Source organism: Micromonospora yasonensis (assembly GCF_026013475.1).
Taxonomy (GTDB): Bacteria; Actinomycetota; Actinomycetes; order Mycobacteriales; family Micromonosporaceae; genus Micromonospora; species Micromonospora yasonensis.
Genome location: NZ_JAPDPH010000011.1, coordinates 14374 through 32822, shown reverse-complemented (window position 1 = coordinate 32822; position 18449 = coordinate 14374). Strand labels below are relative to the sequence as shown.

At 73.6% G+C, this 18449-nt stretch carries 15 protein-coding genes and 1 pseudogene; 8 read left to right on the top strand and 8 right to left on the bottom strand.

Annotation, left to right across the window (positions count from 1 at the left end):
* Nucleotides 1-106: 106 nt before the first annotated feature.
* Nucleotides 107-874, top strand: coding sequence for an imidazole glycerol phosphate synthase subunit HisF (gene hisF, locus ONA70_RS04495; protein WP_265005042.1), 768 nt, complete (start codon nt 107-109; stop codon nt 872-874).
* Between the two features lie 20 nt (nt 875-894).
* Here hisF and ONA70_RS04490 read toward each other — a convergent pair whose 3' ends face one another.
* Together ONA70_RS04490 and yczE are read right to left on the bottom strand one after the other, a co-directional pair.
* Complete coding sequence (locus ONA70_RS04490) at nt 895-1356, bottom strand: hypothetical protein (protein ID WP_265005041.1); 462 nt, start codon at nt 1354-1356, stop codon at nt 895-897.
* A gap of 115 nt (nt 1357-1471) precedes the next feature.
* On the bottom strand, nt 1472-2149 hold the full coding sequence (gene yczE, locus ONA70_RS04485; RefSeq protein WP_265005040.1) for a membrane protein YczE: 678 nt from the start codon (nt 2147-2149) through the stop codon (nt 1472-1474).
* 58 nt (nt 2150-2207) lie between these two features.
* On the opposite strand from yczE, the gene yczR reads away from it, so the two are divergent.
* Both yczR and ONA70_RS04475 read left to right on the top strand, forming a co-directional pair.
* Nucleotides 2208-3665: a MocR-like transcription factor YczR gene (gene yczR, locus ONA70_RS04480; RefSeq protein ID WP_265005039.1), complete on the top strand. Its 1458-nt coding sequence runs from the start codon at nt 2208-2210 to the stop codon at nt 3663-3665.
* Between the two features lie 122 nt (nt 3666-3787).
* Nucleotides 3788-6181: a low temperature requirement protein A gene (locus ONA70_RS04475; protein WP_265005038.1), complete on the top strand. Its 2394-nt coding sequence runs from the start codon at nt 3788-3790 to the stop codon at nt 6179-6181.
* A 109-nt stretch (nt 6182-6290) separates the two neighbouring features.
* Here ONA70_RS04475 and ONA70_RS04470 read toward each other — a convergent pair whose 3' ends face one another.
* The 3 genes from ONA70_RS04470 to ONA70_RS04460 form a co-directional block, all read right to left on the bottom strand.
* A complete protein-coding gene (locus tag ONA70_RS04470; protein ID WP_265005037.1) occupies nt 6291-8117 on the bottom strand; it encodes an AMP-dependent synthetase/ligase in 1827 nt (608 codons plus the stop codon).
* 120 nt (nt 8118-8237) lie between these two features.
* Nucleotides 8238-9188, bottom strand: coding sequence for a terpene synthase family protein (locus ONA70_RS04465; RefSeq protein ID WP_265005036.1), 951 nt, complete (start codon nt 9186-9188; stop codon nt 8238-8240).
* A 126-nt stretch (nt 9189-9314) separates the two neighbouring features.
* Nucleotides 9315-9944: a TIGR03085 family metal-binding protein gene (locus ONA70_RS04460; protein WP_265005035.1), complete on the bottom strand. Its 630-nt coding sequence runs from the start codon at nt 9942-9944 to the stop codon at nt 9315-9317.
* A gap of 217 nt (nt 9945-10161) precedes the next feature.
* Between ONA70_RS04460 and ONA70_RS04455 the strand changes: the two genes are divergently transcribed.
* Together ONA70_RS04455 and ONA70_RS04450 are read left to right on the top strand one after the other, a co-directional pair.
* Nucleotides 10162-12063, top strand: a complete 1902-nt coding sequence (locus ONA70_RS04455; protein WP_265005034.1) for an ABC transporter ATP-binding protein — start codon at nt 10162-10164, stop codon at nt 12061-12063.
* 50 nt (nt 12064-12113) lie between these two features.
* Nucleotides 12114-13880: an ABC transporter ATP-binding protein gene (locus ONA70_RS04450; protein ID WP_265005033.1), complete on the top strand. Its 1767-nt coding sequence runs from the start codon at nt 12114-12116 to the stop codon at nt 13878-13880.
* A 74-nt stretch (nt 13881-13954) separates the two neighbouring features.
* On the opposite strand, the gene ONA70_RS04445 is transcribed toward ONA70_RS04450, so the two are convergent.
* From ONA70_RS04445 to ONA70_RS04435, 3 genes are read right to left on the bottom strand one after another with little or no spacing between them, the layout of a single operon-like run.
* On the bottom strand, nt 13955-14566 hold the full coding sequence (locus ONA70_RS04445; protein ID WP_265005032.1) for a TetR/AcrR family transcriptional regulator: 612 nt from the start codon (nt 14564-14566) through the stop codon (nt 13955-13957).
* Complete coding sequence (locus ONA70_RS04440) at nt 14566-15321, bottom strand: ABC transporter permease (RefSeq protein ID WP_265005031.1); 756 nt, start codon at nt 15319-15321, stop codon at nt 14566-14568. Before ONA70_RS04440 ends, ONA70_RS04445 begins: the two co-directional genes overlap by 1 nt.
* A complete protein-coding gene (locus ONA70_RS04435; RefSeq protein WP_265005073.1) occupies nt 15318-16043 on the bottom strand; it encodes an ABC transporter ATP-binding protein in 726 nt (241 codons plus the stop codon). The genes ONA70_RS04440 and ONA70_RS04435 overlap by 4 nt, the downstream gene beginning before the upstream one ends.
* A gap of 105 nt (nt 16044-16148) precedes the next feature.
* Between ONA70_RS04435 and ONA70_RS04430 the strand changes: the two genes are divergently transcribed.
* The 3 genes and pseudogenes from ONA70_RS04430 to ONA70_RS04420 form a co-directional block, all read left to right on the top strand.
* The gene (locus tag ONA70_RS04430; protein ID WP_265005030.1) at nt 16149-16535 is read left to right on the top strand and encodes a MerR family transcriptional regulator; all 387 of its coding nucleotides are present in this window, start codon (nt 16149-16151) and stop codon (nt 16533-16535) included.
* Nucleotides 16532-17539, top strand: a complete 1008-nt coding sequence (locus ONA70_RS04425) for an aldo/keto reductase (RefSeq protein WP_319956149.1) — start codon at nt 16532-16534, stop codon at nt 17537-17539. The genes ONA70_RS04430 and ONA70_RS04425 overlap by 4 nt, the downstream gene beginning before the upstream one ends.
* A 152-nt stretch (nt 17540-17691) precedes the next feature.
* A pseudogene (locus ONA70_RS04420) lies at nt 17692-18366 on the top strand (phosphoribosyl-AMP cyclohydrolase); the annotation flags it as partial.
* Between the last annotated feature and the right edge of the window lie 83 nt (nt 18367-18449).

Genomic DNA, 18449 nt, shown 5'->3' with positions numbered 1-18449 from the left:
CCCTGGAGCTCCCGGCGCTCCTCCGGGTGTGACCCCGGACACCGTTCGCGGCGGCCGGCCCCCTCGGGTCGGCCATCGTGCCACCGGCGTTGGATAGGCTCGCGACATGACGGTGGCGGTACGGGTGATCCCCTGTCTGGACGTGGACGCCGGGCGGGTGGTCAAGGGGGTCAACTTCCTCGACCTGCGCGACGCCGGTGACCCGGTGGAGTTGGCCGCGGCGTACGACCGGGCCGGCGCGGACGAGCTGACCTTCCTCGACGTCACGGCCTCCGCGAGCGACCGGGGGACGATGCTCGACGTGGTCCGCCGCACGGCCGAGTCGGTCTTCATCCCGCTCACCGTCGGCGGCGGCGTCCGCCAGGTCTCCGACGTCGACACGCTGCTGCGGGCCGGCGCGGACAAGGTCGGGGTGAACACGGCCGCCATCGCCCGCCCCGAGCTGATCGCCGAGATCGCCGACCGGTTCGGCCGGCAGGTGCTGGTGCTCTCCCTGGACGTGCGCCGTGCCCCGGCCGGCACCACGCCCAGCGGCTTCGAGGCGACCACCCACGGCGGGCGTCGGGGCACCGGCCTGGACGCGGTGGCGTGGGCGGCCCGCGGCGCCGAGTTGGGCGCGGGGGAGATCCTGCTCAACTCGATGGACGCCGATGGCACCAAGACCGGCTTCGACCTGCCGCTGATCCAGGCCGTCCGGCAGGTCGTCGACGTGCCGGTGATCGCCAGCGGCGGCGCCGGCGAGGTGGCGCACTTCCCGCCGGCCATCGGCGCGGGCGCCGATGCGGTGCTCGCGGCCAGCGTCTTCCACTTCGGCGAGCTGACCGTCGGCGAGGTCAAGGACGCCCTGCGCGGCGCCGGCCACCCGGTCCGCTGACCCCGACCCGTCCGGCCGGGTCAGGCTCGGCCGGAGTGGCCCTCGGGAGAGCGGCGCGGCATCGGGATCGAGCGCACCACGTACTCCTGCACCGCGGCGGCGTGGTCGTCCTCGTCCAGGCGCCAGTCGGACTCAACGGGGCTGTGTCGCCGGCTGAGCACGCCCTGCACGGTGTCCACCGTGGTCGCCACGCCGGCGCTGGGCCGGGTGCGCCAGAGCCGCTCGCCGTCCGGGGTGATCCGGAACCAGCCGTCGGAGACGCTGACCAGACCGGCGCCGACCAGCCGACGGACCGCCGTCTCCAGCTCGTGCCGCTCGGGGATCGAGCGGTTGAGGTGGTCGGCGGTGGAGAGGACGTCGGCCAGGCGTACGCCCTCGGGTCGGCGTGTCGAGGCCGACCGGCGGTGCCGGCCGGCACCGCTGGCGATCACCAGCGAGACGAAGATCCAGGCGTCGGTCCAGCGCCATCCGTTCTCCCCCATGCAGGAATTCTGCCCGGCGCTGGCGGTGGTGCAAACACCCGGTTTCGGCCCTCGACGTCGCCGCAGCTCAGCGCGGTGCCATCCGTCCCAACCCGTGGCGGTCGGCCGGCCGGGATCAGGCCACCTCGCCGGCCGGCCGGGTGGCGCAGCCCACCGCCGGCTCCCCGGCAGCCGGTGCCGCCGGCTGCGGGGGCACCGCGAACAGCGGGATGAACAGCTGCGCGAGCGGCCCGATGGCCAGCGCGTATGCGACGGTGCCGAGGCCGACCGTGCCGCCGAGCAGCCAGCCGAGGGCCAGCACGGTGACCTCGATGGCGGTCCGGACCAGCCGGATGGAGCGGCCGGGGCGGCGGGCGACGTACCCGGTCATCAGGCCGTCGCGCGGGCCGGGGCCGAGCGCCGCGCCCAGGTAGAGGCCGGTGGCCGCGCCGTTGGCGACGATCCCGACGGTCAGCAGGCCGATCCGGACCGGCAGCCCGTTGTCGGTCGGCAGCAGGGCCAGGGTGGCGTCCACCACCAGGCCGATCACCACCACGTTGCTCACCGTGCCGAGGCCGGGCCGCTGCCGCAGCGGGATCCAGAGCAGCAGGACCAGGGCGCCGACCGCGATGGTCACCGTGCCGATGGAGAGCCCGGTCTGCCGGGCCAGGCCCTGGTGGAAGACGTCCCACGGGTCGAGGCCGAGCCCGGAGCGGACCATCAGCGCCATGCTCACGCCGTAGAGGGTGAGCCCGGCATAGAGCTGGGTCAGCCGCCGGGTGGGCCGGTACCGGAGATTGCCAATCGCTGCCATGCATGCCACCCTAGGGGCCAATATCGCCCGCGACAGAGCCAATTCAGGAGGGGTGGCCATGACGAGTCAGGTGCGTGGCGTCCAATTGGCTCGGCTCCTCGGTCAGTGGCACTCCCTTCCCGGTCGCCGGCGCAGCCCCGACTACGCCGCGCTCGCCGCCGCCGTCCGCGGCCTGCTCGCCGACGGCCGGCTCCCGCTGGGGGTACGCCTGCCGGCCGAGCGGGAGCTGGCCGAGGCGCTGCGGATCAGCCGGACCACGGTCACCGCCGCCTACCGGGAGCTGCGCGAGACCGGCCACCTGGCCAGCCGGCGGGGCGCCGGCAGCTGGACCATGCTCCCGGGCACCCACCGGGTGGCCAGCACCGGCCTCTGGACCCCGCTGGACGACCGGGACATGATCGACCTCGGGGTGGCCGCGCTCGCCGCGCCGCCGCAGCTCGTGCCGGCGGCCCGGGCCGCCGCCGAGGACCTGCCGCGCTACCTGGGCGGAGCCGGGTACCACCCGACCGGCATCATCGAACTCCGGGAGGCGGTGGCCCGCTCGTACGGCGCGCGTGGGCTGCCGACCAGCCCGGAACAGATCATGGTGACCAGCGGCACCCAGCACGCGCTGGACCTGGTGCTGCGGCTGGCCCTGTCGCCCGGCGGCGGGGTGCTGGTGGAGTCGCCGACGTACCCCAACGCGCTCGCCGCGCTGTCCGCCCGCCGGGCGCGGATCACCACCCACGGCCTGGCCGCCGACGGCGTCGGCTGGGACGCCGACCTGCTGCTGGGCAGCATCCGGCAGAGCCGGCCCAAGCTGGCGTACCTGATTCCGGAGTTCCAGAACCCCACCGGCCACCTGATGGCGGCCGAGCTGCGCGAGCGGCTCGTCGGCGCCGCCCACGCGGCCGGCACCGACCTGGTCATCGACGAGTCCTTCGTGGACCTGCCGCTGGACGGGACCGAGCTGCCCCCGCCGGTCGCCACCTTCGACCGGCACTCCCGGGTGATCAGCATCGGCGGGATGAGCAAGCCCTACTGGGGTGGGCTGCGGATCGGTTGGGTCCGCGCGTCCGCGCCGCAGGTGCAGCGGCTGGCCGCCGCCCGGGTGGGCGTCGACATGGCCAGCCCGGTGCTGGACCAGCTCGTCGCGGTGCACCTGCTCGCCGACGCGCCGGCCATCGTGGCCGCCCGCCGAGCGCAGCTCGCCGCCCAGCGGGACGCCCTGGTCGGCGCGCTGGCCGAGCGGTTGCCCGACTGGCGGGTCACCGCGCCGCGCGGCGGCGTCACGCTCTGGGCGGAGCTGGACGGCCCGATCTCCAGCGCCCTGGCGCGGGCCGCCGAGGAGGTCGGCGTACGCCTGGCACCCGGACCCCGGTTCGGCCTGGACGGCACCCTGGAGCGGTTCCTCCGGCTGCCCTTCACGCTGCCCGCCGCGGACCTGGTGGAGGCTGTCGGGCGGCTCGCCGCCGTCCGCTACGACCTGGACCGGACCGGCCGCCCACAGTGGCGGGAGCCGTCCGTCATCGCCTGAGCCGGGGCGGGCTTGCCGGATGTCCCGCGCCGGGCGCCGCCGCCGGGCAGACTCAAGCGGTGGCCAGCGGTAGGTCGAGGGGACTGTCCGATCGGTTCCAGATGGTCGCCGAGAGTGGCGGAGTGACCCGGCTGGAACTCTTCCTCGACCTTGTTTTCGTCTACGCCTTCCTCAACGTGACCAGCCTGGCCGCTGCCCGTCCCGACCTCTTCGGGATCGTGCGCGGTCTGCTGCTGCTCGCGCTGCTGTGGTGGTGCTGGGTCTCCTACGCCTGGCTCAGCAACTCCATCCGGTTGGACCGCGGGATCATGCCGATGGTCGCCTTCGGCCTCATCGCGATCATCTTCGTGGTGGGGGTGGCGATTCAGGAGGCATTCGTGGACCGGCCCGGCGGGCTGTCCGGCCCGCTCATCTTCGTGCTGGGCTACCTCGCCGCGCGGGCCGGCGCCCTGACGGTCGCGATGATCTGCGCCAGGTCCGACCCGGTCTCCCGGCAGCGGATCTGGCGCGGCTGGCTGGCCCTGTCCGGTGCCGCCCCGCTGCTGCTGCTCGCGGCGCTGCTGGCCAGCCGGTTGATCGACGTCAAGATCCATCCGTGGGCCCGCCTGGGGCTGGTGCTCCTGGCGATCCTCATCGAATACCGCGGTGGGGTGCTCACCGGCGCGGTGGGTGCGCGCGACATCCCGGTACGACACTGGGTCGAGCGGCATTCCCTGATCGTCATGGTCGCGTTCGGCGAGACCATCATCTCCGTCGGCGTCAGCCGGGGCATCGGCTCCACCGAACCGATCACCTGGCCACTGGTCGCCGCCATCCTGCTCAGCATGAGCATCGTGGGCGTGCTCTGGTGGACCTACTTCGACCTCGCCCGGTTCGCCGCCGAGCTCGCCCTCGAGCGGGTGTCCGGGGCGGCCCGGGTACGGCTGGCCCGGGACGCGTACACCTTCCTGCACCTGCCGATGATCGGCGGCCTGATCCTGCTCTCCCTCGGCCTCGAGAAGGCGGTGGGGGCCGTCGGCGAACCGGCGCCGCTGCCCGGGCTGTCCCTGCTCGCACTGTACGGCGGCGTGATCCTGTACCTGCTCGGGCTGCTCGCCTTCGAAGGGCGCACGATGCGCATCGTGGGCCGCGGCCCGCTGCTCGGCATCGTCCTGCTCGCCCTCGGCATACCGGTGGCGGCCCAGGTGCCGGCGCTGGCCGCGCTCGCGATTCTCGCCGGTTTGGTGGCGGTGCTCGTGCTCGCCGACCGTACCGTCTTCCGGGGCCGGCACCAGGTCCTGCACCGCGCGATCCAGCCCGCCGTCCAGCGGGCCGTCGGTGTCGCCCCGAAGGAACTCTTCTTCGATCTGGTCTTCGTCTACGCGTTCATCCAGGTCACCAGCCTGATGGCCGCCGATCCGACCTGGCACGGGCTGGTCCGCGGGCTGGCGGTGCTGGCCGTACTCTGGTGGGCCTGGAACGTGTTCGCGTGGCTGTCCACCGCGCTGCGCACCGACGAGCCGGGATCTCGCCTGGTGTACGTCGCCGTCGCGGCGAACATCCTCATCATCGCGATCACGATCCCGGTCGCGTTCTACGACCCGTCGCGGGTCGGGCTGTACGGGCCGCTGGTTTTCGCGACCTGCTACGGCGTCGTCCGGCTGCTGCACGTGGGCTCGTTCTGGCTGGTCGCGCGCGGCAATCCCGGCTTACGCCGCCAACTGCTGCTGCTCGCCCTCGCGGGCGGGCTGGCGACGCTCCTGCTGCTGAGCGCCGCCCTGCTGCCCGAACCGGTCGGCGTGCGGGGACCCTACAGCCCGCTGCGGATCGCCCTGTGGCTGGCCGCCATCGCCGTCGACTACAGCAGTCGGTACCTGGTGAACGTCAGGCGGTGGCGGATCAGTTCGGCCAGTCACTGGGCGGAACGGTACGGCCTGATCGTCATCGTCGCGCTCGGCGAGGCGATCATCGCCACCGGACGTGCGGTGGCGGATCGACCGATATCCGGGCTGGTGATCGTCGGGGCGATCCTCGGCACGGCGCTGGTGGGCACGCTGTGGTGGGCGTACTTCGACATCGACGCCGTCGCCGGGGAACGCGCCGTGGAGGCCGCCGCGGGGGGCGATCGCAGCCGGCTGGCCGCCGACGCGTACACCTTTCTGCACCTGGTGATGGTGGCCGGCGTCGTGCTGGTCGCGCTCGGTCTGGGCCAGACGCTCGCGCTGGCGCACCGGAAGCCCGGGCTGGCTACGGGGTTGGGCACCCTGGCCCACCTCGCCCTCTACGGCGGGGTGATCCTCTATCTGATCGGTGACCAGGCGTTCTGGTGGCGGACGCAGCACCACATCCGGCGGATTCGCGGCATCACGACCCTGGTGTTCGTCGCGCTGGTCCCGCTGACCGCCCCGTGGGGCGGGCTGGTGAGCCTCGCGGTCCTCGTCGCCGCCTCCATCATCTTCTTGATCGTCGAAGCGGTGCGTACGGCGCAGCTCAGACGGGTGCTGCGCGAACCGCTGGTCCCCGAGACGGGTCCGTAGCGGCTGGCCTGCCCGGATCGCGAGCCGGTGGCGTCGCCGCCACCTGTGACGCGCCGACGGCCGTGCCCCCGGGGACGGTGGGGCACGGCCGTCGGGCGGTACGGGACGGCTACAGCTCGGCGAGGGTGCCGGCGTACATCTTGTCGATCTCGGTGGCGAAGTTGCTCTCGACGCTGCGCCGCCTGATCTTCAGCGACGGGGTGATCTCACCGTCCTCGATGGTGAGGTCGCGCGGGAGGATGGTCACCTTCTTGATCGTCTCCCAGCGGTTGAGCTTGGCGTTGAGCTCCGCCACGTAGCCCTCCACCATCTCCTGCGCCTCCGGCGAGGTGACGATGTCTGGGTAGTCGCGGCCCGTGAGGGGACCGCCAGCGGCCCACCCCTTGATGGCGTCCGGGTCGAGGGTGACCAGCATGGTGCAGTAGTTGCGGGCCTGGCCGATCACCACCGCCTGGGAGGTGTACGGGCAGATGGCCTTGAACATGCCCTCGATGTGCGACGGCGCGATGTACTTGCCGCCCGAGGTCTTGACCAGGTCCTTCTTCCGGTCGGTGATCCGCAGGTAGCCGTCGTCGTCCAGGCTGCCGATGTCGCCGGTACGGAAGAAGCCGTCCTCGGTGAACGCGGCCCCGGTCTCCTCCGGCAGGTTGTGGTAGCCGCGCATCACCGGCCGGCCGCGCAGCAGGATCTCGCCGTCGCTGTCGATCCGGCACTCCAGGTCGCCCATCGCCTTGCCCACCGTGCCGATGCGCAGCCCGCCTGGCGGGTTGACGAAGTTGCCGGCGCTGGTCTCGGTGAGGCCGTAGCCCTCGGAGATGGGCAGGTTCGCGGCGGCGAAGAAGGTGGCGATCTCCTTGCTCAGCGGCGCCGCGCCGGAGACCAGCACCCGGATCCGGCCGCCGAGCCGGGACTGGAGCTTGCTGAAGACCAGCTTCTCGGCCAGCGCGTACCTCAGCCGCAGCCCGGTCGGCACCGGCTTGCCGGCCTGCTCCAGGGCGACCTTCTCCTTGCCCACCGCGACGGCCCAGGCGAAGATCTTCGCCTTCGCGCCGCCGGCGTCCTGGGCCGTGGTGACCGACTTGTTGTAGACCTTCTCGAAGACCCGGGGCGCGCCGCACATCAGCGTCGGCCGGACCACGCCGAGCAGGTTCACCAGCTTGTCCACCCGGCCGTCGACGTAGGTGGGCAGGCCGACGTGGGTGGCCCCGCAGAGCAGCGTCTTGCCGAACGAGTGGGACAGCGGCAGCCAGAGGTACTGGAGATCGTCGGCGTGCAGCAGCCCCAGCTCGGCCTGTGCCACCCCCTCCCAGCACCAGCCGCCGTGCAGCAGTTCGACGCCCTTGGGCCGGCCGGTGGTGCCCGAGGTGTAGATCAGGGTGGCCAGGTGGTCCGGGCCGATGCCGGCGACCAGCATGTCGATCAGGTCGGGCTCGTTCGCCAGCGCCTGCGTGCCGCGCTCCTCCAAGTCGGCCAGGGTGAGCTGCGGGACGGCGGCGGCCGGGTCGGGCGTGCCGTCGAAGAGCACCACGTGGCGCAGCGCCGGCAGCGTCGCCCCGGCGATCTTCGCCGCCTGGGTCGGGTTCTCCGCGAAGAGCACCTTCGACCCGGAGTCGGCGATGATGTACGTCGCGTCCTCCGGCTCGGTGGTCGGGTAGACGGTGGTGGTGGCCCCGCCGGCGCACATGATGCCGAAATCGGCGATCACCCAGTCCAACCGGGTGTTCGCCAGGATCGCCACCGGGTCCTCGAGTCCGACACCGAGCGCGTGCAGCCCGGCCGCGACCGCCTTGGCGCGCCGCCCGACCTGCTCCCAGCTCAGCCAGACCGGTCCCGAGTCGTCTGGGCCGGGGTGGGCGAACGCCGGCCGGTCGGGGGTATCCGCCACACGCTTGAGGAACATGTCGGGGATGGAGCGGTACGGTGCATCGAGAGCCATCGCTGTAGCCGCCTTCAAGGGTGGGGGGAAGTGACGAGGGTCACGCCATTTTGCGGTTACCGAAGAGTATTGCCTTGACCGGGGCGGGGGCTAGCCCCTCCGATGCCGAGCCCGCCCAGGTCAGGCGTATCTGGTTGCCTCGAGCGACCAGTCGTAGGTGGCCCGGATCCAGTTGCGCCGGGTGGTCAGGAAGGCCTGGACCCCCTCGTCGCCGGTCGCGGCGAGGGCCGCCTCCTGCTCCGCGTACGCGGCCAGGCCGTCGTTGAACCGGTCGGCCGCCGCGCGTAGCGCGGCCTCCTCGGCCCGTCCGCTCTCGCCCACGATCGTGGCGACCAGGTTGTGCGGGTCCGGCGCCCGGTCCCGCTCCTTGCCGTAGGAGAAGAGGTCGTTGCACCAGCAGACCAGGTCCGCAGCGAGGGCGTCCAACGCGGCCAGCGCCGGTTCCGCCCGCCGGCCCGCCCCGGGCAGCCCGTCCTGGGCCAGGTCGGTCAGCGTGAAGCTGGGGCGGACCCCGCCGGTGTGCCGGCGCATCTGCACGTACTCGGCCACCCCGGGCACCCGGCCGTGCTCCCGGTTGGCGGCCTCCCAGAGCAGCGCCAGCAGGTACTCGCGCAACTGGCTGACCAGGCGCAGCAGCAGGATCGGCCGCCGCCGGGCGCGGACCCGGCGGCAGAGGTCGTCCAGGGCGAGGCCGAGCGGACCGGCGTCGGACGGCGTCGGGACGTCCGGGTCACCGTGCCGGTCGAGGACGTCCAGCAGGCCCGCCACCGTGGGCGCGAGCCGGGTCGGGCTGGCTCCCAGCCCGTCCTCGTCGCAGGCGTCGTCCATCACGAACAGCCAGGAGATCAGGTCGGTGAGCAGGCGCAGCCGGTCCGCCGGCGCGTCCGGGCACGCCCGGCCGGCGAGCTCCGCCGGGTTGGCGCCGCCGAGCCGGCGCAGCGCGGCCGGGGTGTCCAGCAGGTCGAACTCGCGTACCCATCCGGCACTCTCGGCGGCGACCAGGTCCACGGCGGCGTGCCGGCGTGCCGGAAAGGGGGGTTCGCGCAGTGCCGAGACGGCGAAGCTCCGCATCGTGCTCCCTTGTCCCGCCGCCTCGGATGTGGCGGCGGGCAAGGAGCGTACGCCACCAGTGATCGGTTGCGATCACTGGGTGAACGCGGTTTCACGTTCACCGCGTGACCGATTCCGTACATGGGGTCACAAGCCCAGGTCGGCCGCCCGCAACCGCTCGGCCGGCGCGGCCGGTCCGTCCACCTGCACCCGGGACACCCGCTGCCGGCCGGACAGGAAGAGGATCAGCTCGCCGGGCGCGCCGACCAGCCGCAGCCGCTCGCCGCCCCGCCCGACCGCGACCTCGCCGTACCCGGGCGCCTGCACCAACAGGGCCGCCGGGAAGCGCCGCAACGCCAGTCGGGCCAGCAGCGCGCCCCGCTTCCAGAGCGTCGCCTGCAACCCGGCCGGCAGGTCTCGTGGCAGCCATCCCGGCCGGGCCCGGCGCACGTCCTCATGGTGGATGAAGAACTCCACGGTGTTCGCCAGCTCGTCGGTCAGCGGGTTGCTCACCGGGCTCCACACCGGCGGGCGGCGGACCCGCGCCACCAGCTCCGCGTACGGCCCGGCGGCCACCCGGCGGCGGACCGCCTCGGCGTAGCGGCGCAGCGGCGGCAGCAGGATGCCGCCCGCGACGTCCGGCCGGCGTTCCCGGACCAGCAGGTGCGCCGCCAGGTCGCGGGTGTTCCACCCCTCGTTGACCGTCGGCGCGTCCGGTCCCATTTCCAGCAGCAGATCGGCGAGCGCCTCGCGCTCCGATCGGGCGTACCGCGGCATGGCCCGATCGTAGGCCCGTGCCGGCCCGTCGGCGGGGCCCGCGTGTCGTGGCGGGCGCGGCGCGGGAACCGGGCCGGCGCGCCGGCCGGGCAGCCGCCCCTGGTCGGTGCGGCGCGCGGGCGGACGTGACGGTGGACATAGCCATTCCGGGTCGGCGGAACTGGCGTCGATTGGTAAGGATGGGGGAGAAAATTGCGGCTTACGGCGGGGGAGTGCGTTGGCGAGCGGGACAAGTCGGGACGTCCTCGGCAGGGGACTGCGGGTGCTCGGCCGGGCCATCCGGGAACAGCCGAGGATCTTCGCGGTCGCGGTGACCGGCAGCGTGCTCTTCGGCCTCATGGTCATCGCCAGCGCGTACGTGGTCGGCGGGGTGGTCGGCAAGGTGGTCGTCCCGGCCATCGCCCGGGGATCGGTGGCCGGCGGCACGCTCGCGCTGGCCGCCGCCGCGCTGTTCGGGATCAGCGTGCTGCGGGTGGTCGGCATCTTCGGCCGTCGGCTCGGCGCGGGCTACATGCAGTACCGGCTCCAGGCCGCCTACCGTCGCCGGGTCACCCGCCGCTATCTCGACCTGCCGTTGGCCTGGCACCACCGCAACGCCACCGGCACCCTGCTCTCCAACGCCAACTCCGACGTCGAGGCCGCCTGGTATCCGATCGCGCCGCTGCCGTTCGCCGTCGGCACGCTGGTGATGCTGGTCGGCGCGGTAGTCTCGCTCTTCCTCACCGACTGGGCGCTCGCCCTGGTCGGCCTGGCGGTCTTCCCGGCGCTGTTCGCGCTCAACGTGGTCTACTCCCGCCGGATGGCCCCCCGCCAGGCCCGCGCGCAGCGGCTGCGGGCCGAGGTCAGCGGCATCGCCCACGAGAGCTTCGACGGCGCGCTGGTGGTCAAGACGATGGGCCGCGAGGCGCAGGAGACGGAGCGGTTCGGCGCCCGCGCCGGTGAGCTGCGCGACGCGCTGATCGCCGTCGGCAGGCTGCGCGGCGTCTTCGACCCGATGCTGGAGACCCTGCCCAGCCTGGGCACCCTGGCGGTGCTGGTGGTCGGCGCGGTCCGGCTGCGGCAGGGCGCGATCACCGTCACCGAACTGGTCAGCGTCGCCTTCCTGTTCACCGTGCTGGCCTTCCCGGTCCGGGCCATCGGCTGGGTGCTGGCCGAGCTGCCGCGCAGCGTCGCCGGCTGGGACCGGGTGCGCCGGGTCCTCGACGCCACCGGCGAGATGCCGTACGGGCAGACCACGCTCGACCCGGCCACCCCGGCACCGGCCACCCTCGCCTTCCACGACGTCCACTTCGGCTACGAGCCGGCCGAGGCGCACCTGCCCGGCACGGAGGTGCTCGGCGAGGTGACCTTCACCGTGCCGGCCGGCCGGACGGTCGCCCTGGTCGGGCCGACCGGGGCCGGCAAGTCCACCATCGCCTCGCTCGCCGTACGCCTGGTCGACCCGCGCGCCGGCACGGTCACCCTGGACGGCGTCGACGTCCGCGAGCTGACCGCCGCCTCGCTCGCCTCGACCGTGGCCCTGGTCGCCCAGGTGCCGTTCGTCTTCGACGACACCGTCCGGGCCAACATCGCGCTGGACCGGCCAGGCATCGGTGACGAGGAGGTCTGGGCGGCGCTGCGGTTGGCCGAGGCGGACGGCTTCGTCGCCGCCCTCCCCGACGGGCTGGACACCATGGTCGGCGAGCGGGGCACCTCGCTCTCCGGCGGGCAGCGGCAGCGGCTCACCCTGGCCCGCGCGCTCGCTGGCCGGCCCCGGCTGCTGGTGCTCGACGACGCCACCAGCGCCGTCGACCCGCGGGTCGAGGCGGCCATCCTGGCCGGGCTGCGCGCCCCGGCCGACCGGCCTTCATCCGGTCCGGAGCGCCGCCAAGCGGCGCCCGCGTCGATCCTGGTGGTCGCGTACCGGCGGGCCACCATCGCGCTCGCCGACGAGGTGATCTACGTCGAGCACGGGCGGGTGATCGCCCGGGGCAGGCACACCGAGCTGCTCGCCGCCGTGCCCGGCTACGCCGACCTGGTCACCGCGTACGAGCAGGCCGAGCAGGAACGCGAGCAGACCCGCCCGTACGAGGAGGTCACGCCGCTGACCTCCGGCCTGGAAGTCGAGGTTGACCGGTGAGCGCGAGGAGTGCAGCGGAGCGGAGCCCCGCAGTCGCGAACGAAAGGCCGGTGAGTACGGACGAGAGGACCGAGTCGACCTGGCGGACGCTGCGGCGCGGGCTGGCGCTCTCCCCGGAGCTGAAGACCGGGCTGGCCGGCACGATCGGGCTGGCGCTGGTCTACATGGTCGGCCGGGTCGCCGTGCCGGTGGCCGTGCAGCGCGGCATCGACCACGGCATCGTGGGCGGCCTCAACCTGGACGTCGTCACGCTGACCGTGATCGCCACCGCCGCCGTGCTGGTGGTCACCACCACCTGCGGCTACCTGATGATGCGCCGGCTGTTCACGGTCAGCGAGACCGCCCTCGCCGGGGTGCGTACCCGGGCCTTCCGGCACGTGCACGACCTGTCGATGCTGCACCAGCAGTCCGAGCGGCGCGGCTCGCTGGTCTCCCGGGTCACCAGCGACGTCGACCAGATCACCCAGTTCCTCCAGTGGGGCGGCGTCATCCTCATCGTCAACCTGGGTCAGCTGGTGGTCACCACCGTGGTGATGCTCGCGTACTCCTGGCAGCTGACCCTGGTGGTGCTCGCCGCGTTCGCCCCGGCGGTCCTGGTGATCCGGCTGCTCCAGCGCCGCCTCGCCGGGGCGTACGGGCTGGTCCGGCAGCGGATGGGCACCCTGCTCGGCACCATCGGCGAGAGCGTGGTGGGCGCGCCGGTGATCCGGGCGTACGGGATCGCCGGGCGCACCGCCCGGCGGCTGGACGCGGCGATCGAGGGGCAGCGGCAGGCCCAGCAGAAGGCGATCCGGATCAGCATCATCGGCAGCTCGGTGGGGGAGCTGGCGGCCGGCCTGGCCCTGGCCGGCGTGGTGGTGGTCGGGGTGAACCTCGGCGTGGACCGCACCCTGTCCATCGGCCAGCTCACCGCGTTCCTGTTCCTGGTGACGCTCTTCATCCAGCCGGTGCAGATCGCCACCGAGGTGCTCAACGAGGCGCAGAACGCGATCGCCGGCTGGCGCCGGGTACTGGACGTGCTGGACGTCGCGCCGGACGTGGCCGATCCCGGCCGCCAGGGGCGGGAGCTGCCGCCCGGCCCGCTGGACATCCGCTTCGCGGGCGTGACGTTCGCGTACCCTGGCGGGCCGCCGGTGCTGCACGACGTGACCCTGGAGATCCCGGCGAAGAGCCGGGTGGCGGTGGTCGGCGAGACCGGCAGCGGCAAGACCACCTTCGCCAAGCTGCTCACCCGGCTGATGGACCCCACCGAGGGCGAGGTGCTGCTGTCCGGGGTGTCGTTGCGGCAGGTGCGGTTCGACTCGCTGCGCTCCCGGGTGGTGATGGTGCCGCAGGACGGTTTCCTCTTCGACGCCACGGTGGGGGAGAACGTCCGCTTCGCCCGGCCGGAGCTGACCGACGCGCAGCTCACCGCCGCCTTCTCCGAGCTGGGCCTGGCCGACTGGCTGGACGGGCTGCCGGCCGGACTGGACACCCCGGTCGGGGAGCGCGGCGAGGCGCTCAGCGTCGGCGAGCGGCAGCTCGTCGCGCTGGCCCGGGCGTACGTCGCCGACCCGGACCTGCTGGTGCTCGACGAGGCGACCAGCGCCGTCGACCCGGCCACCGAGGTACGCCTGCAGCGCACCCTCGACGCGGTGACCCGGGGTCGGACCACGCTCGCCATCGCCCACCGGCTCTCCACCGCCCAGGCGGCCGACGAGGTGATCGTGGTCGACCGGGGCCGGATCGTCCAGCGCGGCCCCCACGAGGAGCTGCTCAGGGACCCCGACTCGGTCTACGCCCTCCTCTACGCCTCCTGGCTGGAACAAACCCGCTAACCCCACCCCCACCCGGGGTGATCAAGGAGTTTGCGTCGCCACGCCGGTGGCGGATCCAGACGCAAACTCCTTGATCAACGGGGCGAGGGTGGGTTGGTCAGGTCGCCGGTGAGGTAGCGCTGGACGGTGGGGCCGATCGTGGCGGCCAGGGTCTCCGGGTCGGCGGAGGCGACCGGTTCGAGGCGGATCACGTAGCGCATCATGGCCAGGCCGGCGATCTGGGTCGCCACCAGCGCGCCGCGCAACGGCAGTTCGGCCGGGTCGATGTCGAGCCGGTCGAGAACCCGGCGCAGCACCTGGGTGACCAGGAACTCGCGCAGCAGCCGCGCCGTCCACTCGCTGCTCATCGCCGAGCGGAGCAGCGCCACGGCCGCGCCGCCGACCGGGGAGTCCCAGACGGCGAGGAAGGTGCGGACCAGCCGGGCGCCCACCTCGTCAGGGCCGCCGGCCAGCACGCCGGGCAGCAGCTCGGCCGGGTCGATCGGAATCGACACGGTGGCCCGGAACAGCTCCTCCTTGGTGCCGAAGTAGTGGTGCACCAGCGCCGGGTCCACGCCGGCGGCGGTGGCGATGGCCCGGATCGAGGCGGCGTCGAAGCCGCGCTCGGCGAACGCCGTCCGCGCCGCCGTGAGGATCGCCTCGCGGGTGTCCGGGTTGCCGGGCCGCCGGCCGGTGCGCCGGGCCATCACCCGCTGCGCCGGCGCAGCGTCGCGGCGGCGAGCACCAGGGCCGCCACCGCCGCCCCGGCGACGATCGCGAGGTCCCGCCACATCGTCCCGGTCGGCTCGGCGTGCGCACCGACCTCCTGCAGCGCCTCGACGGCGTACGTCAGGGGCAGCACGTCGCTGACCCCCTGGAGCCAGCCGGCCATCTGGTCCCGGGGCACGAACAGCCCGCAGAGCAGCAGTTGCGGGGCCACCACCACCGGCATGAACTGCACGGCCTGGAACTCGGTGCGGGCGAACGCCGAGCAGAACAGCCCGAGCGCCACCGCGAGCACCGCGTTGACGCCGGCGATCATGACGACCAGCCACATGCTGCCGGCCGTGTCCAGCCCGAACACCTGGTACGCCACCAGCGACGCGATGGTCGACTGCAGCACCCCGGCCAGGCCGAACGCGATGCCGTAGCCGAAGAGCAGGTCGATCTTGGCCAGCGGGGTGGTGAGCAGCCGCTCCAGGGTGCCGGTGGTCCGCTCCCGGAGCATGGCGATGCTGGTCACCAGGAACATGATGATGAACGGGAAGAAGCCCAGCATGATCAGCGCGACCCGGTCGAAGGTGCCCGGCCGGCCGGGCGGGGCGGGCTGGTCGACGTACATGTAGTAGACCAGCGTGAGCAGCACGGTGGGCACCACGACGAGCAGCGCGACGGTCCGCCGGTCGTGCCGGAGCTGGCGCAGGATCCGCCCGGTGGTGGCGGCCAGGATGCGGGGATTCACCGGGACTCCTCCTGCTCGCTCGCCCGGATCAGCCGGAGGAACGCCTCCTCCAGGTCGTCCACGCCGGTGGCGGCGCGGACCGCGTCCGGGGTGTCGTCGGCGACCAGCCGGCCGTCCCGGATGAGCAGCAGGCGGTCGCAGCGCGCCGCCTCGTCCATCACGTGGCTGGACACCAGCAGGGAGGTGCCGGCGGCGGCCATGGCGTGGAACCGGGCCCACAGGTCGGCGCGCAGCACCGGGTCCTGGCCGACGGTGGGCTCGTCGAGGATGACCAGCTCCGGGTCGCCGACCAGGGCGCAGGCCAGCGAGGCCCGGCTGCGCTGGCCGCCGGAGAGGTTGCCGACCAGCTGGGTCGCCGCGTCGGCCAGCCCGACGTCGGCGACCGTTCGGTCGGCGTGGGCGTGGTCCCGCCTCTGCAGGGCGGCGAAGTAGCGGGCGTTCTCCCGGACCGTCAGGTCGGCGTAGACGCTGGGCGCCTGGGTGAGGTAGCCGACCCGGCGCCGCAACTCGGCCGCGCCGGCTGGCCGGCCGAGCACGGTGACCGTGCCCGAGGAGACCGTCTGCACCCCGACGATCGCGCGCATCAGGGTGGTCTTGCCGCTGCCGCTGGGCCCGAGCAACCCGGTGACCGCGCCCCGGGGCACCACGCAGGAGATGCCCTGGAGCACCCGCCGCCTGCCCCGGTCGACCACCAGGTCACGGACCGCCACCGCGTCGTCCATGCCCGCCTCCGAGAAACTCACCATCCGTTGAACTCAACGGTAGGTGAAATGTGCCCTCGGGCACAAGGTTGACTTCGAGTGCGCTCCAACTGGAAGCCTGGGGGCGTGGACATCAGCACGCGGGAAATGAGCCTCACCGTCGGTGAGGCGGCGGAACGGGTCGGCCTGACCACCTACACCCTGCGCTGGTACGAGCAGGAGGGTCTGGTCGCCCCGGTCGGCCGTGACTCCTCGGGCCGCCGGCGCTACACCGAGTCCGACGTCAACTGGCTGTTCCTGCTCACCCGGCTGCGCCGCACGGGCATGCCGGTGCGGGACATGCGCCGCTACGCCGAACTGGCCCGGCAGGGCGACCGGACGCTCGGCGCGCGGCGGGCCCTGTTCGAGGCGCACCGCGCCCGGGTGCTGGCCCGGATGGCCGAGCTGGAGGAGGACCTCAAGGTGCTCGACTACAAGATCGACGCGTACCGCAGGGCCGAGGAGGAGCTGTGACGATCAAGCGACGCGTGGGCGCGACCGGCCCGGAGATCTCGGCGATCGGCCTGGGCTGCATGGGCATGAGCTTCGCGTACGGCGGCGCCGACGACGCCGAGTCGACGCGGACCCTGCACCGGGCCCTCGACCTCGGGGTCAACCACCTCGACACCGCCGACATGTACGGCTTCGGCGCGAACGAGCGGCTGCTCGCCCCGGTGGTCCGGGCCCGGCGGGACGAGGTCTTCCTCGCCACCAAGTTCGGCAACCGCACCACCGGCGACAACTTCGGCGGCACCGGCACCCCGGGCGCGTACGTGGACAGCAGCGCGGCCTGGGCCCGGGCGGCCTGCGATGCCTCGCTGGGCCGGCTCGGGGTGGAGACCATCGACCTGTACTACCTGCACCGGCGCGACCCGCGGACGCCGATCGAGGAGACCGTCGGCGCGATGGCCGACCTCGTCGAGGCCGGCAAGGTACGGCTGCTCGGCCTGTCCGAGGTGAGCCCGCGGACGCTGCGCGCGGCGCACGCCGTGCACCCGATCTCCGCCGTGCAGATGGAGTACTCCCTGTTCACCCGGGACGTCGAGGGGGAGATGCTGGCCACCTGCCGGGAGCTGGGGGTGTCCCTGGTGGCGTACTCGCCGATCGGGCGGGGGCTGCTTACCGGCGCGATCACCAGCCGCGAGCAGCTCGCCGACGACGACTGGCGGCGCACCGTGCCGCGCTTCGCCGACGGCAACCTCGACGCCAACCTCAAGCTGGTCGACGCGGTACGCGAGGTGGCCGCCGAGATCGGCTGCACCCCGGCCCAGGCCGCGCTGGCCTGGGTCCTCGCCCAGGGCGACGACGTGCTGGCCATCCCCGGCACGAAGCGGGTCCGCTACCTGGAGGAGAACGTCGCCGCGGCCGACGTCCGGCTGACCCCGGAGCAGCAGCGCTGGCTGCGCGAGGCGGTGCCGGCCGGGGCGGTGTCCGGGGAAAGGTATACCGAGGCAGGAATGCGAACCGTCGGGCACTAGGCGGACACCGAGTCCGGCATCGGGCATTGCCACACTCATGGGACGTCCGGCACGATGGCCCTGTGGATCACGCTCCGCTGCCGGAGGGCGCATTCCTGGAGGAGTGGGCCGCCCGACTGCGGCAGGCCGCCGACCGTCCGGTCGTCGGCATCATGCTGCGGGGCAGCCACGCCCGGCGGGCCGCCACCGAGCACAGCGACGTCGACGTCGACGTGCTGCTCGCGACCGAGGACGAGCGACCCGTCGACGAGCCGCCGCGGCCCGCCGCTCCCGATCCCGGGGCGGCCGGCCCGCCCGCGGCCGCCCTCCCGTACGCGGCGCGGCAGGCGTACCTGGCGGAGTTCGCCGGGCGGCTGGTGCACGTCTCGGTGGCCGCCCGGGACGTCCGGTCCTGGGTGCGCCGACTCGGGCAGCCGGCGGACTGGGCGTTCGGGTTGCCCGTCACCGCCCCGGCCCGGCTGATCTGGGCGGTGCCGGAGTGGCGGCGCCGGATCGACCTGCCGGTGCTCTGCCAGCCCGCCGACGAACCCCGGCTGGAGGAGCTGATCGCCACCCTCGGCAAGGTCGCCGGCGCCCGGTGGGCCGAGGACAGCGTCGGCGTCCGGCTCGCCGCGGCTGATCTGGCCCGGCTCTGCCCCTGCGTGCTGCGGCTGGCCAACCCGTCGGTGCGGGTGGCGTCCCGGCGGGCCGCCCTGGCCGCCGCGCTGGACCTCCCGGTCGCCCCGCCCGGCTACCGCGACGACATGCTGCGCTGCCTCGGGCTGCGCCCCGGCGCCACCGCCGAGGTGGCCGCCGCCGCCGGGCGGCTGGTCGGCGGGATCGTCCCGCTGGTCCGCCCGTACGCCGAGGACATCGCCGCGGTGGGCGGCGCCGACCTGGCGGCCGCCCTGGTCGACGGCCGGCTGGACCG

Coding starts and splice junctions, on each gene's coding strand:
- hisF (WP_265005042.1), top strand. CDS start 107: ATGACGGTGGCGGTACGGGTGATCCCCTGTCTGGACGTGGACGCCGGG.
- ONA70_RS04490 (WP_265005041.1), bottom strand. CDS start 1,356: ATGGGGGAGAACGGATGGCGCTGGACCGACGCCTGGATCTTCGTCTCG.
- yczE (WP_265005040.1), bottom strand. CDS start 2,149: ATGGCAGCGATTGGCAATCTCCGGTACCGGCCCACCCGGCGGCTGACC.
- yczR (WP_265005039.1), top strand. CDS start 2,208: ATGACGAGTCAGGTGCGTGGCGTCCAATTGGCTCGGCTCCTCGGTCAG.
- ONA70_RS04470 (WP_265005037.1), bottom strand. CDS start 8,117: ATGGCTCTCGATGCACCGTACCGCTCCATCCCCGACATGTTCCTCAAG.
- ONA70_RS04465 (WP_265005036.1), bottom strand. CDS start 9,188: ATGCGGAGCTTCGCCGTCTCGGCACTGCGCGAACCCCCCTTTCCGGCA.
- ONA70_RS04460 (WP_265005035.1), bottom strand. CDS start 9,944: ATGCCGCGGTACGCCCGATCGGAGCGCGAGGCGCTCGCCGATCTGCTG.
- ONA70_RS04445 (WP_265005032.1), bottom strand. CDS start 14,566: ATGGCCCGGCGCACCGGCCGGCGGCCCGGCAACCCGGACACCCGCGAG.
- ONA70_RS04435 (WP_265005073.1), bottom strand. CDS start 16,043: ATGGACGACGCGGTGGCGGTCCGTGACCTGGTGGTCGACCGGGGCAGG.